Origin of the sequence: Shimia sp. NS0008-38b, from assembly GCF_040370365.1 — a bacterium.
In the GTDB taxonomy this organism is placed as follows: Bacteria; Pseudomonadota; Alphaproteobacteria; order Rhodobacterales; family Rhodobacteraceae; genus Shimia.
In genome coordinates, this window is record NZ_BAABWQ010000004.1 from 617585 (window position 1) to 631509 (window position 13925).

Below are 13925 nucleotides of genomic sequence, written 5' to 3' on the forward strand. Positions count from 1 at the left end.
CAGCCGGTCACACGATCAGGCGGAAACATTTGCGCGTCGGCTCCGCCACATCATCCAAACTGCGCCCATCCCATAGGCACATACCGAAGCCACGAGCGCGCCCGCGCAGAACAGCAGCAACGCCATGATGGGCGATGTCACCATCCCAAGGTATGGCAAGAGTGTCAGCAGAGCTGGGTGCAGCGCGCCATAGACCACCATCCAGCCCAAGGTAAGCACCATCCACGTTGCAATGGCCAGACCGCCCAAGACCACAGGTGCACGGATGCCTTTGGCGCGACGTCCACGGCCTAAGGCCTGCATCTGACGCGCAATGTCGCCCTGAATGGCGATGAGTGCAGGCACCACCAACAACACTAAGATCATGCCAAAACCCAGCCCATACACCAGTGTGATCACCGTAGGTTTCAGGAACTGAGCTTGCTGGCTGCGCTCAAACAAAAGTGGCATCAGACCCAAAACCGTCGTGGCTGTGGTCAGAAACACTGGGCGCAAACGGTCCGCAGCGCCATCGATGATGGAGGGCGCTATTCCACGATCAGCCGCGTAGTCATCAATGGTGGTGACCAAAACGATGCTGTCATTGATGATGATCCCGGTCATGCCCAACAGGCCGACGACGGTGAACATGCTCAGCGGCACCCCGTGGAAATGGTGGCCGTAGATTGTGCCAACAAGGCCGAAGGGAATGATGGCCATAACGACCATCGGTCGTGTCCAGCTTGAGAACACCCACGCCAGCACCAGATAGATGCCTGTCAAACACAGGATCAGCCCCGTACGCGCATCTTTGAGAAAATCGTCTTCTTGCTCTGACAGCCCGGCCATACGCCATTCGACCTGTTGTTCGCTGGCAATGGTGGGCAGAATGTCGCCGCGCAACTGCTCCAGAATGGCTTGGGCACGGGCGGGATCATCCTCAGAGATGTCGCCGGTGACATTGATCAGCCGCACGCCATTTTCGCGGCGCACGGTGCTAAAGCCTGTGCGGTTTTGCACGGTGACAATATCCGCAAGCGGCACATAAGCGCCTTGTGGCGTGCGCATCAAAGAGCCTTCTAAGAAATCCGCGGTTAGCTCCCCTGCAGGCAGTTCCACTCTGATGGCAGCGCTGCGGGGGCCGTCCGGGTAGGTGGCTGCTTCCAGCCCGTTCAGGCGGTGGCGCAATTCACGCCCCAGCGCATCAATCGAAAAGCCAAGCGCGCGGCCATGTGGAGTCAGATCAAGGATCAGCTCTTCTTTGTCATAGCTGAGATTGTCCTCGACCGCTGAGACTTCGCCAAATTGCTCCAAAGCGGTTTTGAGAGCCTCGCTGGCGGACTTGAGCGTGTCGCTGTCTGCGCCGTAGAACTCGACATCCAAGGCGTCCCCCCCCGGACCAGACCGCCATCCACGAAAGCTGATGGTTTCCACAAGCGGGTGGCGGGCAACACTGTCTTGCAGCTCGCCGACAAAGGCAAAACTCGAGTAAGGGCGCAAGTCGGCGTCGATGAGTTCAATCGCGATTCCGCCCAACAGATCAGGATCCAGCGAGGAGGCGCCGGGCAGCGAACGGCCAGAGTTGCCGCCAATTTCGGCGATCACATAGTCCAGCGGGTTGCGCCCGTAGCGCTCTTCATAGTCCCGACCCAGCGCCTCTGTGGCGCGCTGCATTTCTTTCATCATCGCAAGGCTGTCGGCGCGTGTGGCACTGGGCAGCATGGCAAAGTTACCGGTCACCGATCCCCGCTCTGGGGCGTTAAAAAACCGCCATTTGACATCACCGTTGATGAACAACGCGGCTTGTGAGGCCAGCGCGACAAGGGCCAGCGCCAACACCGGATAGCGCGCCCAAATCACAAACCGCATAAATGGACGGAACAGGTTCTCGCGCACTTTGCGAAAGCCTCGGTTCACATATTTGCTGGGAAGATCGTACCAGTTTTCCTTGGTGGATTTGGCAATCGCATGCGCCATGTGGTGTGGCAAGATAAGGAAACATTCTACCAAGGAGGCGATCAACACAACAATCACAGTAAACGGTATATCTGCGATCAGATCGCCAAATCGCCCCCCAATCGCAACGAGGCCAAAGAAGGCAATGACGGTTGTCAACGTCGAGGAGAACACCGGCATCGACATCCGCTGTGCAGCGTTCTCTGCCGCCACCATCGGAGATTCCCCCAATCGGCGTGCGCGGGCATCAGCGTGTTCACCCACCACGATGGCATCATCCACCACAATGCCCAAAGTGATGATCAAACCAAACAGCGAAATCATATTGATGGTAAGGCCGGCCATATACATCAGCGCCACAGCCGCAAACATTGCTGTGGGAATACCCGCCGCGACCCAAAAGGCCGTGCGCGCATTGAGGAACAAGAACAACAGCGCCAAAACCAGCCCAAGTCCCGTCAACCCGTTGTCGACCAGCAGGTTCAGACGTCCGGTGATGGCTTCGGCACGTGTGCGGATCAGCTCCAGCTTCACCCCTTTGGGCAGCGTGGCCTGCATCTGAGCGGCGACCTCTTCCACGGTTTCTTGAATGGCAATCGCGTCACCAGCATCAGAGCGGTCCACACGGATCGACATCGCAGGGTTCTCGCCCACAAAATAGGATCGGTTCCGATCCACGCCTTCTAAGCGGATCTCTGCAACATCTTCGACGCTGAGCTTTGTGCCATCTGGATTGGACCGCAGTACAATCGCGGCGATTTCATCAGGGGCACGCTTCTCTACACCGGTGCGCACGCGGGCAAAGGCGCCGGTCACATCCCCGGCCGGGTCGGCGTTCACCTCCTGCGAAATGGCATCAGCAATCTCGGCAATTGAAATGTCATGGGTGATCAGATCAACCGAGGACACTTCGACAATGGTCTGGCGCTCAGCAAGGCCGCGGATGGTGGTGCGGGTCACACCTTCTGCGTAGAGGCGAACCACAAATTCATCTGCAAACCGTGCCAGCTGATCGACGTCAACCGCACCAGTGATCACCACGTCGGTCACCCGATCACGCCATGCCCCTCGCCGCACCACCGGGTCATCAGCTTCGGCTGGCAAAGTGGTGATCGCATCCACTGCAACCTGCACATCATCGGTGGCACGCGCCATGTCCCAGCCCGGATCAAATTCCATTGTGATCTGGGCGTTGCCCTCGGTGGAGCGCGACGCGGTGCTTTCGACACCTTCAACCCCCAAAAGGGCGGGTTCCATGACCTGCACAATGGCAGCATCGACGTCCGCAGCCCCGGCCCCTTCCCACGAAACCGACACGGTCACGTTGTCGACAACGACATCTGGAAAGAACTGTGTGCGCATGCGCGGCATCGCGGCGATCCCAGCGACAATCAGCACCACCAGCAACAGATTGGCCGCGGTGCGATGGCGTGTGAAGTAACTCAGAATGCCGCTGGCGCGGTCGCCAATCTGCCGCATGATTTAGCCCCCCATCCGACTGCGAAGACGTTCGATCATTTGCGCGGGAACTTCGGGCTTGCTCAGCGCATCCAGAATGCGCTTTTTCGCGGCATCGGGCATGCGCCCGTTTGCCTCCACCGCCGCCACAAGCTTCGCGCGTTCCTCATCGCTGAGCGCGACCGTTGCCGGGGGGGCGACGACTGACGTGTCGCCTGAGATGGGTTTCACCGCAATGCCTTCGCCCAAGAGCGGCGTGCGCCGGCTCACCACCCGTTGCCCGGCCAGACCGCGTCCGCGCACCAGCACGTCGTCGCCTTGACGACGCACCAGGCGCACCTTGAAAGACTGTATCCGGTCACCTTCAGCCACCACCAGAACCTCGCCAGCGGCATTGATCGCAGATGCCGGAAGGCGGATCACATCGTCCAGTGCGGGTTCTTTGACACGCACGGTGACAAAATCGCCCGGCTTTAGTCCACGCGGGCTGTCAAGCCGTGCAAAGAGCACGCGCCCGGATTGCCCATCCCCCACCGCAGCCGCATCACGGGTGATCACACCTGTTGCGGTCAGATCTGCGCCAAACACATCAAGCGATACAGTCACCTCTGCGCGGTGCAGATCATCATTGTCATCCAGCAGCCGCGCATATTGAGTCGTGGAAATGCGAAATGCCACCTCCAGAGCCTCTGCATCAATCAAGGTGGCCAGACGTTCATTCATCGACACAAGTCCGCCCTGAACAATGGTCACCTCAGACAGAGTGCCGCTGAAATCAGCCGTGATCACGGTGTCATCCAAATCTTTTTGCGCCTCTGCGCGCTGAATATTGGTGCGATCCAGCCGGGTAACGGCCTGATCAATCCGCGCCTCAGCCTGTGCCAAGGCGCGTCGATTGGACAACACCGATTGTCGGGCGGCGGCCTGCGCCAGTTCGGCAACCTCCACGGCTGCGGCTGTGCCTACGCCGCGCTCTTGTAGGTCGACCTGACGGTCAAATGCATTTTGGCGCAGCGCCAATTGCGATTCTGCGGCGGCCAGTTCGTCCTGCGCCAACATCAGCGTGCGTTCGGCATCGCGCTGCTCGGCTTGTGCATCGAGCACATCATTGACCACCCGATCATAGGCATAGCGCGCTTTTGCCGGGTCAATTTTGACCAAGACCTCGCCCGCGTCTACCTTCACGCCATCCTCAAAATTGTCTGACAGCTGCACAACGTTGCCTGCGGCGGCGGCACGCACCTCAAGAGAGCGCCGACTTTGCACCTCGCCAAAGGCCACAAGTTCAGGGGTTTGCACGCCTGGCTGGGCCTCGATCACGTTGACGGTAAACACCCGCTCGCGCGCAGGGGGGCCGCTGCTGTCTTTTGACAGGCGCTCTTCAACCGCGCCACGCACCAGATTGCCTGCATACAACAGGAAGGCCGCCGTCACCGACAGCAAAAATAGCCCAGTTAAACTCTGCCGCAAAAATCTCATACGCTGCGCCTTTCCGCGTGGCCATTCATGCCCATGATGCGCCTGCCGCCGGTAAATGCCAAGGCAACGCTACCGTGATACGCACGACCGCAAATTTTCCGTCACATTTTCTGGCTTTAGATCAAAAAAAACCGCCACCGGTTACTTTCGCCGCAGATGCTCATCCAGACGCGGCATTATTTCCACAAAATTACAGGGCAGATGCCGATAGTCGAGCTGCGCCTGCAAAATACCATCCCATGCATCCTTACATGCGCCGGTGCTGCCGGGGAGCGCAAAGAGATAGGTGCCATTCGCCACCCCACCGGTGGCACGGCTTTGTACCGCGCTGGTGCCGATTTTCTGCATAGAGACCATGGTGAAGACGGTGCCGAACGCGTCGATTTCTTTCTCATAGACATCGCGATGGGCCTCGACTGTGACATCCCGTCCGGTGAGCCCTGTACCACCGGTGGAGATAATCACGTCGATGGATTTGTCGGCGCACCATGCGCGCAGCTGACCGGCGATCTCCGCACGCTCATCGCGAATGATTTTGCGATCTGCCAGGACGTGGCCCGCCGCCTCAAGACGCGCCACCAGAGTGTCGCCGGAGCGGTCCTCAGCCAGCGATCGCGTATCGCTCACCGTCAGGATGGCTATTTTGACCGGAATAAAGTCTTTGGTCTCGTCGATGCGGCCCATATGGGTCTCCTAGTTGGATGGATCGATGTCAAACCACATGCCGACAGGCCCAAGGTTCACCACACGGCTGTTGCCAACCATCGCCTCTTTGCGCCAGCAATCATGGATATGTCCGCACACAACCAGCGGCGGTGCGATGCGCTGAATGGCCTCAAGCACAGCTGTGGAGCCCAACGAGACGCCAGCTGAGGTGACGTCCACCACACCTTTGGGTGGTGAGTGGCTGATCAGGATGTCAGTGTCACCACATGCCGCCAACATGGCAGCGGCGGAGGGTTCATCCAAATCACATGACCAGTCTTTGAACGGCGTTACCGGAACCGCATATCCGAGGCCAAACAGACGCAGGCCTTCGAACTCATAGGCCTCGCCGTGCAGCACCGTTGCGTTGGTGGGCGCTGCCGCGCGCAGTTCCGCTTCGCTTTCGTTGTTGCCCGGCACCATTACGATTGGCGCAGCGATATCGGCGATCAACCCCAGCGCGCCTTCCAAATCCTGACGGTGGTTGGTGAAATCGCCAGCTGCGATGACCAGATCAGCCTCTTGGCTGGCAGCAACCAAACGGCGGGCTGCGGATGCGGCGCGGTGCAGGTCGGAAAACGCGAGAATTTTCAAGAAAGCTCTCCAAGTTTCGCTTTCAGGCTCAGCAAGTCTGCCCAAGCTTCGCGTTTTGCTTGGGGTTGTCGCAACAGGTATGCCGGGTGAAACATCGGTAGCACAGGTTTGCTGAAGGCCTCTTGCCACTGCCCCCGCAGCCGGGTGATGCCGCGCTTTCCAAAAGCGGCCTGACAGGCGATGTTGCCCATCAACACGATCACATCCGGGGCGACAATCTCTACGTGGCGCTCAAGGAACGGCAGCAACATGCCGATTTCACGCGCCTCAGGCTCGCGGTTTTGCGGCGGTCTCCATGGCAACACGTTGGTGATGTAAATTGCATCCCGTGACTGCGCAGCCTCGCGCCCCATATCAAGGGCGGCAAACATGCGGTCCAGCAGCTGACCTGCGCGGCCCACAAACGGCTTTCCGGCGCGATCTTCATCCCGCCCCGGCGCCTCGCCGATGATCATCACCCGCGCCGCTGGATTGCCATCAGAGAACACAAGTTTGCGGGCACCGCGTTTCAACTCACAATGCTCGAAGGCTGCCATCGCGGCCTCCAGCTCTTCGAGCGTTTTGACCGCTTTTGCAGCGGATTGCGCTTCTACAACCGGATCGATTGTCGGCGCGGCAACGGGCGGCGTGTCGTGTTCCGCAGGCGCACTGGCAGACTGCGCCATTTTGGGCGCTTCTTTTGGGGCCTCATATCGGTCAAACGGCCCATCCAAAATCGCCTCGGTCGCGCCCAGCTCCACCTGCCATTCCAGCAGCGCGCGTGCGGTGTGATAATCCAGTGTCTGAGCGTCAATTGCCGATTCCATGATGCCAGACTATCCCCTCGCCTCTGCAGACAAAAGAGCACATCGCGCCACACGCTTGCCCCGCCCTAAAACGCTACCTATAAGCAGGCCAACACCAGCATAAGGAACAGGCCATGCGCTTTGACCAAAAGCACCTTCTGGGGATCGAGCCCATGCGGCCCGAGGAAATCACAACCCTGCTGGATTTGGCGGATCAATATGTCGATCTCAACCGCCGCGAGCAAAAACACTCTGATGCTCTTCGGGGTCTGACGCAGGTCAATATGTTCTTTGAGAACTCCACGCGCACACAGGCCAGCTTTGAGCTTGCAGGCAAGCGTTTGGGCGCGGATGTGATGAACATGGCGATGCAGGCCAGCTCCATCAAAAAGGGGGAGACCCTGATTGACACCGCCATGACGCTAAACGCAATGCATCCTGATCTGCTGGTGGTACGACACCCCCATTCCGGCGCGGTGGATCTGCTGGCCCAGAAAGTAAACTGCGCCGTCCTGAACGCTGGCGACGGCCGCCATGAGCACCCGACGCAGGCCCTGCTGGACGCGCTGACCATTCGCCGCGCCAAGGGTCGCTTGCATCGTCTAAACATTGCGATTTGCGGCGACGTGGCCCACAGCCGCGTGGCGCGCTCAAACCTCATTCTGCTGGGCAAAATGGAAAACCGGGTGCGCTTAATCGGGCCGCCCACCTTGGTGCCCGCCAATTTCGCCGAGTTTGGGGCTGAGATTTATGAGGACATGGAAGAAGGTCTTCAGGATGTGGATGTGGTGATGATGCTGCGTCTTCAGAAAGAGCGCATGGACGGTGGCTTTATCCCGTCAGAGCGCGAATACTATCACCGCTACGGGCTGGATGCGGCCAAACTTGCCCATGCCAAAGATGACGCGATTGTCATGCACCCCGGCCCCATGAACCGGGGCGTGGAAATCGACGGCGAAATTGCCGATGATATCAACCGTTCCGTCATTCAGGAACAGGTCGAAATGGGCGTGGCGGTGCGCATGGCGGCGATGGATCTGTTGGCCCGCAATTTGCGTGCAGCACGCCAGTCAGCGCAGGACGTCACGGTATGAGCGAAGATCCCAAAGACCCTAAGATGTCCGGCCGGGTGGCCACAATTGCGCTGATCGTGATGTTTGCCTTTGTCGGCATGATGGTTTGGATCGGGGGTTAGACACGTGCTGATCTCGGCTTCTGAACGCGGTTTGGTGCGGCTCTTTGCCGTTGATCTGCCGTCAGAGCAGATACCCGCGTTTTGTGAGCCAATCTATGACGAGGACGGCGCGGTCATCCGTTGGCCGTTGATCGAAGCCTTGGGTGCGACCTATCTGGATCAAGATTTCGTCGAGATATTTGACATTGACGATCTCGAAGACCTTGGTCTGACCGGTTACATGACAGACGGTCTGGGCATTGCTGAGGCGGATTTGGTTGAAGATGGCGCACGGCTGTCGGCACAAACCGGCTGGGTTATGGTGATTGTGTCCTCCGCGTTCAAAGAAACGGAACAAGCCCTCAATCCACATAAACCCCTGCGGTGGCTGGGGACCTACAAAGAAGAAGGTGCACCTGTACATTTTGAGCCCTTAGTCAGCAACGCTGCGTCAGAGTCCGCACCGGAAGGTGATAAAACGCCGCCGCCCCCAAACCCGCGCAACCCATATGTGACGGTGATGGCGGCTTTGGTGGCGCTTCCCATTCTTGCTGTTTTGATTGGCGCTCTCGCGATGTGGATGTTTTGATGCCCACAGATCTCCCCCCCTCAATTGACATACAAGACGGCGAAAATACCCTTCATTTATGGCGCCCAGTGTTTCGTCTGTTTCTGACAAAGCTGGTCTTTGTTTCCTTTGTCACCGCACTTTTCCTAGGGGCATCTCTGGATCAAGCGTTTGACGGGCACGCGGCCCTGACATGGATCGGTTCAATGCTGGTTTCCATGGCATTTTACGCGTTTGTCTTTGACGACGTTTTTGAGTGGCGTCAGAGGCGCGGCGACCTTTGGGTACTCACAGATCGACGACTGATCTTTTTCAATCCGGCTGAAGAGGGGTCGCCGTCCAGTATTGATCTGGAAAAAATCCGCTCAGTAAAGCCATGGATGTTCTGGGGCATCCTTGTCCGATTGCGCCCTATTGATAGTGTGACGATGCTGTTCGTTCCAAATCGCAAGACCGTCCGCCAAGAGATAACAACAATCGTGTCGCGCAAGCCCCAAAACGACCAAAGCGGAGCCGTCGCGATATGATGACCTTAACCCCCACCGCAGAACTGCTTGACGGCGAAACCGTGCAACAAAGCTTCATGGCCGAACGCGCAACCTATCTGCGAACCAACGCATGGTTGGCCGCTGGCGCAATGGCCGCCGGAATGGGCATCCTCTGGGCCGTGGGCAACCCCTATGTCTGGACTGGCGCCGTGGGTGGTTTGGCCGCGGTGATGGTGCGCGCCGGCTACCTTATGTCTGACGAGATGGGTGTGCGTTGGGATCTGACCAACCAGCGCCTTTTGGGCCCCGGCGGACGCATGATCTCTCTGAGCACCATCGATGCCCTCAATAAATTGGGCAGTTTTGTGCAGGTGATCACCAAGACCGGCGACAAATATCTGATCAAGTATCAGTCCGACCCAACAGCCACGATCGCTGCAATCAATCGGCATCGCGAGGCCCACAAATGACGACCTGCGCCTTTCCCCTAATTCCCCTTCTCGTTTCCTTTTACGGAGCCCCGCAATGAGCACGCTTTTTTCCAACGCCCGCATCATCAACCCGACAGACGGAACCGATGCGGCAGGCTGGCTTTTGGTTCAGGACGGGGTGATTGCCGCCACTAGCCAAGACGCCCCCCCCACAGCTGAGACCGTGATCGACTGCGGCGGCAAATGCCTTGCGCCGGGGATTGTGGATATTGGCGTGAAGGTCTGTGAACCCGGCGAGCGCCACAAGGAAAGCTACAAGACTGCGGGCGCGGCGGCGGCGGCAGGTGGCGTGACCACCATGGTGACGCGGCCCGATACGCTTCCCGCCATCGACACACCCGAAGTGCTGGAATTTGTCGAGCGCCGCGCCAATGAGGCCGCGCCGGTGAATGTCTTACCCATGGCCGCACTCACCAAGGGGCGCGAAGGGCGGGAAATGACCGAGATCGGCTTTCTGATGGACGCCGGTGCTGTGGCCTTCACCGATTGTGATCACGTGGTGCGTGACACCAAAGTGTTGTCGCGCGCGCTGACCTATGCGCGGTCTTGTGGCGCCTTGGTGATTGCCCACCCACAGGAGCCGACCCTTTCATCCGGCGCCGCAGCCACATCCGGCAAGTTTGCAGCGCTGCGCGGACTGCCCTCAGTGTCGCCAATGGCCGAGCGCATGGGGCTGGACCGTGACATCGCTTTGGTCGAGATGACTGGGGCCAAATATCACGCGGATCAGATCACCACCGCCCGCGCCCTACCTGCTTTGAAACGCGCCAAAGCCAATGGCTTGGATATCACCGCAGGCACTTCGATCCATCACCTGACACTCAATGAGTTGGATGTGGCGGACTATCGCACCTTCTTCAAAATCAAACCTCCGCTGCGGGCGGAAGACGACCGGGTGGCGCTGATCGAGGCGGTAAAATCCGGATTGATTGATGTGATTTCGTCGATGCACACACCTCAGGATGAGGAGAGCAAGCGGTTGCCGTTTGAAGAGGCCGCTTCCGGAGCAGTGGCGCTGGAAACCTTGTTGCCAGCGGCGTTGCGACTGTATCAAAATCAGCAATTGACCCTGCCCGAGCTGTTTCGTGCTTTGTCGTTGAACCCAGCCAACCGCTTGGGGTTGGCCAGTGGCCGCATCGCCGAGGGCGCGCCTGCGGACCTCGTGCTGTTTGACCCGGACGCCCCCTTTGTTCTGGACCGTTTTAAGCTGCGGTCTAAATCCAAAAACACACCGTTTGACGGCGCCCGAATGCAGGGTAAAGTTCTGGCGACCTACGTGGCTGGCGAAGCCGTTTACCGGAGAGATTGATGCCGATCATTGAAACCGCGCCCTTTGGGCTGATCCTCTGGGCTGTGATGGGCTATCTGCTAGGGTCCATCCCCTTTGGCATGGTGCTGGCCAAAATCATGGGCTTGGGCAACCTGCGCGACATCGGGTCGGGCAATATCGGTGCAACCAACGTGCTGCGCACTGGATCCAAAAAGGCGGCCGCTTTGACCTTGGTGCTGGATGGCGGCAAAGGCACTGTTGCGGTGCTGCTTGCCCGTGCCATGGCAGGCGAAGATGCCGCGCAGATGGCTGGCTTGTTGGCGTTTTTGGGCCATTGTTACCCCGTCTGGCTTGGCTTTAAAGGTGGCAAAGGCGTGGCGACATTCCTGGGACTGATGCTGGCCTTGGCGTGGCCTGTGGGCATTGCGTGCTGCCTGACGTGGCTGGCGACAGCCGCCGTAAGTCGTATTTCCTCACTCTCAGCGCTTGTGGCCGCTTGCAGCAGCGCGCTCTGGATGGCGATTTTCGGATATACATCCGCTATTGTACTGGCGGTTTTCTTAACGGTGATTGTGCTCTGGCGACACAAAGAGAACATTGCGCGCCTGCGCAATGGGGAAGAACCCAAGATCGGCGCGAAGAAAGCTTGAGACATCAACGGGATCGGTATTTTCGCAAAAACTACAACAAACCCGACTTGACGAAATCACCTTATGCGGGCAAAATTACCCTACGTTAATGAGCTAAAATAACTAACGACCACGCATTGGCCCGCGACCCTGAATTCTTAAGGGGAGGCCGTGCGAAACCATTCAGACCATTGAACGCGTAATTTTGTGTTCGCCCTATTCGGACCCACACGTCTTGTCCGGATTTTCAACTGCGGAACGACCAAGACAGACCTACTTAAGCGTCTGGAAGATTGTATGTTTAGGAATGAGCGGCGCGCGTATTGCGTCGCGCGAGACGACGGCCCACACCTCGCCGTCAATCGGGTGCGCGCCCCAAGCGTAACGAGTTTTTTGGTAGAAATATTGGGGGCGCGTGCCTGTTTGCTGTAAGACACTCACTGGGCACACACTCAGACTGGCAACACACGCTGTCTTACATATCGATGTTTGGGTGCTATTCAGCTGCGTCCATTGTCGCATAAGGCGACAACGCGGAGGATGAATCTGGCCGCATGGTGGCCACCAGTTCCGCCACAGTGATCCCAAATTTTCGCATCTGTGACCGGTTTATGATAACGCCACTTTTTGTGAGATACAGCCAATCAGTCACACGCAAGCGGTGTCCTCCGGCCTCTTGCGATAGAACAATTGTGTACGTCATACGTATGGAAGCGCCGGAGACTTCGCCCTTGGCCTCGCCGATGATGTCGTCTGCGGTGGCTGTGAAATGGGTGTCATCCAAAATCGTCAGGGCCCACTCGCGCTTTTGCTGTTTGCCGTTGGAATAGGTAAACGCCTCTGTCAATGTGCCAGTGTTGCCGCTCCAAGTCCCTTCCATACGCGCCACAAAACTGTTGCTCACTCGGCCGTTGGGACCATAGATCAATCCCTCAGATGCAATCACACCACTCAGGTGCTGCTTCAATGAGATCTTTGGGCTCAGCGCAGCGTAATCTGCCGGTGTTTGTGCCCGAAAGCTCCAAATTCGGCCCTTTAACACAAGGACTCCAAGTAGTGCGAACATCAAGATCATCAATAGTTTCATGACTCTGCCCCTTCAGAAGGCAATGCCAGCACCAAGGCCAGCGCAAAAAGTTTCAACACACAGGGCACCACCGCATAAGCCACGTTAAGTGCCAACAAAGCTTCTGACGTATTGGCGGCACCTGGGACAAACCCACTGATCTGTAGCAAAGGCAACGTCACAAACGCCGCCAAGGCCAAAGCCAGCTTACCCGCAAAAGACCAAACGCCAAACGCAAGCGACGCGCTCAATCGCGCCTGTGTAAGGGATACGGAGAACAGAGCCGGAAGGATCACCATGTCCGCTCCCAAAGCGGCACCAGAGGCCAAACAAATGATCGCGAACCCCGCCAAATTGCCCGGCCCCATAAAAGCCGCCCCCACAAAACCGCATATGGCCAAAGGCATCGCGATCAACAATGCCCGGCGGCCCCCAAAACGCCGGGCCACGCGTGTCCAGACAGGAACGCTCACACCAGCGCTTAGGAAAAAGAGCACCAAAAGTGGTCCCGCGGCTCCGGGCAAGGCAAGCCTGTCCTCCACAAAGAACAAAAACAACGTGGAGGTGATTGCGACTGGTAAGCTGTTGACCAGTGCCAGAAACAGCAGACGCGCCGCGCCCGACTGTTTCAATGCGGCCAAAGAAAATCGCTCCCCCGCCACCACGGGCCGTCGCCAGATCGGAGCAGACAGCAGACACAGTCCAAATGCGCACAGACCCATCGCGATGCCAAATGCACCGTAGCCCTGCCCCGACGCCCCAAGCCCGACCAGAGCGGTTGGTAACATCGCCGCCAAAACCACCCCGGCCAGCATGCCCGCCTCTCTCCATCCGGCCAATTGCATCAGCGCGGCAGGGGTCTGCGCGGAGGCCAAAGTGGCGCTGCGCCCATAAAGCAGGATCATGCCGAGGCTATAGGCTGAAAACAGAAGCACCAGAACAGCAGCCAGAGGCATCAGCCCACTGGCAGGTACAAGTGCTCCGGAGAATAACACTGGAAACCCAATCGCCAAGCCACCGCCCGCGAGCACAGCAAACAGCAATTGTGCATTGGGAAACCGATCAATCAACCAGCCGATCGCAGGATCTTGCACCAGATCAATCACCCGAATGGCCAGCAGCAACCCGCCCAGCGTTGCAAGGCTGATGCCAAGTTCCACGGACGCAAAGCGTGGCAAGTGGATATAGAGCGGCAGACCCGCCGCCGCCAACATCCCCGCGTAAAGACTCACGCGCGGATAGACCCCTTTGTTCGAAACAGGTTGGGCGGCGGTCGCCATCAG

13 protein-coding genes are annotated in these 13925 nt (G+C 58.3%); 6 read left to right on the top strand and 7 right to left on the bottom strand.

The genetic code is table 11. From position 1 onward, the window contains the following. Nucleotides 1-15: 15 nt before the first annotated feature. The 5 genes from ABWV47_RS19785 to ABWV47_RS19805 all read right to left on the bottom strand — a co-directional run bounded on the left by ABWV47_RS19785 (nucleotide 16) and on the right by ABWV47_RS19805 (nucleotide 6977). Nucleotides 16-3414, bottom strand: a complete 3399-nt coding sequence (locus ABWV47_RS19785) for an efflux RND transporter permease subunit (RefSeq protein ID WP_353315050.1) — start codon at nucleotides 3412-3414, stop codon at nucleotides 16-18. Nucleotides 3415-3417: 3 nt separating this feature from the next. After that, nucleotides 3418-4872: an efflux RND transporter periplasmic adaptor subunit gene (locus ABWV47_RS19790; protein WP_353315052.1), complete on the bottom strand. Its 1455-nt coding sequence runs from the start codon at nucleotides 4870-4872 to the stop codon at nucleotides 3418-3420. Nucleotides 4873-5013: 141 nt separating this feature from the next. Then, complete coding sequence (moaB, locus tag ABWV47_RS19795; protein ID WP_353315053.1) at nucleotides 5014-5556, bottom strand: molybdenum cofactor biosynthesis protein B; 543 nt, start codon at nucleotides 5554-5556, stop codon at nucleotides 5014-5016. Nucleotides 5557-5565: 9 nt separating this feature from the next. Further along, complete coding sequence (locus ABWV47_RS19800) at nucleotides 5566-6171, bottom strand: metallophosphoesterase family protein (RefSeq protein ID WP_353315055.1); 606 nt, start codon at nucleotides 6169-6171, stop codon at nucleotides 5566-5568. Continuing rightward, complete coding sequence (locus ABWV47_RS19805; protein WP_353315056.1) at nucleotides 6168-6977, bottom strand: uracil-DNA glycosylase; 810 nt, start codon at nucleotides 6975-6977, stop codon at nucleotides 6168-6170. The genes ABWV47_RS19800 and ABWV47_RS19805 overlap by 4 nt, the downstream gene beginning before the upstream one ends. A 113-nt stretch (nucleotides 6978-7090) precedes the next feature. Between ABWV47_RS19805 and ABWV47_RS19810 the strand changes: the two genes are divergently transcribed. The 6 genes from ABWV47_RS19810 to plsY all read left to right on the top strand — a co-directional run bounded on the left by ABWV47_RS19810 (nucleotide 7091) and on the right by plsY (nucleotide 11597). Further along, entirely contained in the window at nucleotides 7091-8050 is a 960-nt protein-coding gene (locus ABWV47_RS19810; RefSeq protein ID WP_353315057.1) for an aspartate carbamoyltransferase catalytic subunit, read from the top strand. Nucleotides 8051-8155: 105 nt separating this feature from the next. Continuing rightward, a complete protein-coding gene (locus ABWV47_RS19815; protein WP_353315059.1) occupies nucleotides 8156-8719 on the top strand; it encodes a hypothetical protein in 564 nt (187 codons plus the stop codon). Further along, nucleotides 8719-9225 (top strand): hypothetical protein, encoded by a 507-nt coding sequence (locus ABWV47_RS19820; RefSeq protein ID WP_353315061.1) that lies wholly within the window; start codon nucleotides 8719-8721, stop codon nucleotides 9223-9225. Before ABWV47_RS19815 ends, ABWV47_RS19820 begins: the two co-directional genes overlap by 1 nt. After that, on the top strand, nucleotides 9222-9656 hold the full coding sequence (locus ABWV47_RS19825) for a hypothetical protein (protein WP_353315062.1): 435 nt from the start codon (nucleotides 9222-9224) through the stop codon (nucleotides 9654-9656). The genes ABWV47_RS19820 and ABWV47_RS19825 overlap by 4 nt, the downstream gene beginning before the upstream one ends. A gap of 55 nt (nucleotides 9657-9711) precedes the next feature. Next, nucleotides 9712-10986, top strand: coding sequence for a dihydroorotase (pyrC, locus tag ABWV47_RS19830; protein ID WP_353315063.1), 1275 nt, complete (start codon nucleotides 9712-9714; stop codon nucleotides 10984-10986). Next, nucleotides 10986-11597, top strand: a complete 612-nt coding sequence (plsY, locus tag ABWV47_RS19835; protein ID WP_353315065.1) for a glycerol-3-phosphate 1-O-acyltransferase PlsY — start codon at nucleotides 10986-10988, stop codon at nucleotides 11595-11597. Before pyrC ends, plsY begins: the two co-directional genes overlap by 1 nt. Before the next feature lie 475 nt (nucleotides 11598-12072). Here plsY and ABWV47_RS19840 read toward each other — a convergent pair whose 3' ends face one another. Both ABWV47_RS19840 and ABWV47_RS19845 read right to left on the bottom strand, forming a co-directional pair. Further along, entirely contained in the window at nucleotides 12073-12663 is a 591-nt protein-coding gene (locus ABWV47_RS19840) for a DUF3833 domain-containing protein (protein ID WP_353315066.1), read from the bottom strand. Beyond that, nucleotides 12660-13922: an MFS transporter gene (locus ABWV47_RS19845; RefSeq protein ID WP_353315067.1), complete on the bottom strand. Its 1263-nt coding sequence runs from the start codon at nucleotides 13920-13922 to the stop codon at nucleotides 12660-12662. Before ABWV47_RS19845 ends, ABWV47_RS19840 begins: the two co-directional genes overlap by 4 nt. Between the last annotated feature and the right edge of the window lie 3 nt (nucleotides 13923-13925).